The organism is Microcystis sp. M_QC_C_20170808_M9Col, from assembly GCF_007095495.1.
Taxonomy (GTDB): domain Bacteria; phylum Cyanobacteriota; class Cyanobacteriia; order Cyanobacteriales; family Microcystaceae; genus Microcystis; species Microcystis aeruginosa.
Window position 1 is genome coordinate 1 of sequence record NZ_SFBZ01000071.1, and the last position, 2,783, is coordinate 2,783.

General features: G+C 37.1%; 2 protein-coding genes. One reads left to right on the forward strand and one right to left on the reverse strand.

The window, feature by feature from the left end; all coding sequences use genetic code 11:
• Positions 1-559 precede the first annotated feature (559 nt).
• A complete protein-coding gene (locus EWV68_RS04520; protein ID WP_061430242.1) occupies positions 560-1,195 on the reverse strand; it encodes a hypothetical protein in 636 nt (211 codons plus the stop codon).
• Between the two features lie 201 nt (positions 1,196-1,396).
• On the opposite strand from EWV68_RS04520, the gene EWV68_RS04525 reads away from it, so the two are divergent.
• The gene (locus tag EWV68_RS04525) at positions 1,397-2,401 is read left to right on the forward strand and encodes a helix-turn-helix domain-containing protein (protein ID WP_287168964.1); all 1,005 of its coding nucleotides are present in this window, start codon (positions 1,397-1,399) and stop codon (positions 2,399-2,401) included.
• Positions 2,402-2,783: the final 382 nt, after the last annotated feature.

The following is a 2,783-nucleotide window of genomic DNA, read 5'->3' on the forward strand; positions in this document are numbered from 1 at the left end:
TCGTTAGACCTAAACGCTTGGGGAGATTTAAGCTCTATTTTGGTTGGTAGAAATACCTGCTAAGACAACTTGAGTCAGTGAACCAAGAATCCCTCGCATAAGCGCGACGGGAGTGTCAACATAGTCACTTGAGCGGCAGGACAGGCAATACAATTGCCACTGCGCCAAGGGATTATCTAATGCAACCTAGGGAGTATTTTCGGCTCTCTTGGGGTCTTGGTAATGAGCAAATCTTATCGAAGAAAGGGCGTAGGCTATAGGGCCTTACCAGTCACGGCAGCTGCAATGTAGGGGCGCAAAGCTTGCCATTGGTGTCAACTTAAGGGAATAGCCCCCCAAATTTGTTGAGAGAGAGCATCCCTTTCCCTGTGTCGTTTCCTTTCAGCTTTAACTAGGCCGAAAAGTTTGGCTCGCTCGGCTAAATAACTGAACAATCTCTTGATTAAGAGAAAAGCCGACTCTATCCGCTGACTCCTAACCCTAACAAAAATTTTTGATTTTTACAATAGGTCTAATAAGACCAGCCTACTTATCCAACTTATTGTGGTCAACTTTTTTCTCATAATTGAACATCATTTATCGCCCTAACATCATTGGTAATGGTAACGATAATTCTTTGCAGCTTCGCACCTTGAAACTCGTAAGGAATCTCGTGTTTATATTGAGTTAGGAAGTTAGGAGTATGATTTGATAAAGTTCTTATAATATCGACATTTTGTTCGATGTTATTAATATACAGTTTCATCTTATCTATTGTGCTGTCACCCAACTTTTCATCGGAAGGGGCGATTATCTTTGGTTTGGCAAATTCAACTTTGAGTGTCACCTCGCTACTAAGACGAGGAAGATCACAAGTGATCTTCTGTTGTTGTCCTAACCAGTTATAAACATAACATAGTTTTCCCTGATAGATGTAGAAACTATGTCCACCAAAACATCCGCCGTGCGCCATCAGAACACCTTGTAAGTCCCCTTTAGCTTTGGAGAAATCAATAGTTGCTTCGATGGCATAGAAACGAGTGCTAATATTAGGGGCAACAGCTTCGGAAATTTCTGATCCCCCTGGATGATAGGTATAGCTAAATGTGGTATATTGTCGGTCATCAGAAAATGCTGGGGGACGTAATTGCGGAATTTCTCCACCCAATACCGCAGACCCAGAGCAATCTTCAAGTGGCATATATTGTTTAGCCATCGAAATCTCCTTAGTAATTGATAACGGAAAAAACTGAGAGATTTAGCTGGAATTACACTGATGGACAAAATTAACAAACCAACTCTGCTTTAACTCATACTACTCAGTCTTCTATGCTAAGATGATCCAAAAAACGCAAGTTTTTAAATTGATGGGCAAAAAAAGTCTAATTTTACTCAATAACTAAGGAGTTATATATAGATGTTTATTTTTGACAATAAAACCAATATTTTAATTAATTCTCAGGAATTAACCTTTAAAAGTGAATATGTTTGTGACTTTTCTCGCTATTTTCAGAATCGAGAATTTCTCAACGTAGATGCTTTACAACTCAGTGGTGATCATTTTGAAGGGTATCTTTCAAGGATCATCATCGATGAAGTGATGTTAGAATTATCGCAACGTAATTGTTTAACGAATGTTGCGGGAGTAATCCATTCTAAAATATGGGTTTTTGCGATTCCTGTTCAGGTGAATTCTGTCTTCTTCCAAAATTTGTATCCATTAGAAAATAACTATCTTGGGATTATCCCCCCTAAATCAGAAATTTCCGTTTTTCAACATCCTTTTTCCAATCGTTTTCAGCTTTACGTTCATGATAATTATCTGCAACAATTGTGCCAAACTTTAGAGCTACCAGAAGCGAAAAAGTTTTTAAATTCTTCCGCTTCTTCTATTGTGATTTGCCCATCAGAAAAAATTCGTCATCTCCAACAATCTTGTCATCAACTTTATCGAATGCTATTTAATTTAGATTGTCAACAAATATCTTGGCAAAGAAAAGCATTAAGATTAAATTTTGTCAGGCAAAAATTAAAAGAAGAAATTGTCAAAGATTTTCTTTTGACTTTAGCAGTAACTAAAGATATTAAAACTCCTAAAAACACTATCAGACGCACCTCTATCCTCAAAAAAGCAGACGAAATGATGAGAAAAAATCTGCGTTCTGATCTTACTATTCCAGCGATTTGTCAAGACTTAGAAGTAAGTCAACGCACCTTAGAATATATATTTAAAGACTTCTATCAAATGTCTCCTTGCAATTATTTTAAATTGCTTCGTCTTAATGCTCTACATCAATCTCTTAACCAAAATAATCAGACAAAATTAATTTATGAAATTGCTGAAGAATTAGGTTTTTTTCACCGAGGATATCTGGCCTCTGATTATAAAAAACTGTTTGGTTACTTCCCCTCTGAAACCTAAAAAAATAGTAGGGGTAGGAATGAAGATTATTTTTAGATTTATCCGCCTTATTTTACCATTTTTTACGTCCTTCCCCTTGGATGATCAGCTACTCTTGATAATTAAGCTTCTTGCTTAAGTTGACACCAATGAAAGCTTCCGCCCATAATGTGACGTGGTGAACATTTTTCACCCAAAGACTCAGAGAGCCATCTTTTCTTGATTAGGTAAAAATTTCCCGACTGTCTCCTCAATTCTAGTCTCAACTTTACCATCGCTCTTGGGGGTTCTTCGTTACTTGGTATGGTTCGATAGGGGGGCATAAATCGACTAAATCCTTATCTGGTAAAAGACTTAATTGATTAGTTCGCTCTAGATCAAAAACAATTGACAAAAATCGCTG

What these genes read in the sequence shown, in the direction of transcription:
- EWV68_RS04525 (WP_287168964.1), top strand. Translation starts at nt 1,397, where the DNA reads ATGTTTATTTTTGACAATAAAACCAATATTTTAATTAATTCTCAGGAA.
- EWV68_RS04520 (WP_061430242.1), bottom strand. Translation starts at nt 1,195, where the DNA reads ATGGCTAAACAATATATGCCACTTGAAGATTGCTCTGGGTCTGCGGTA.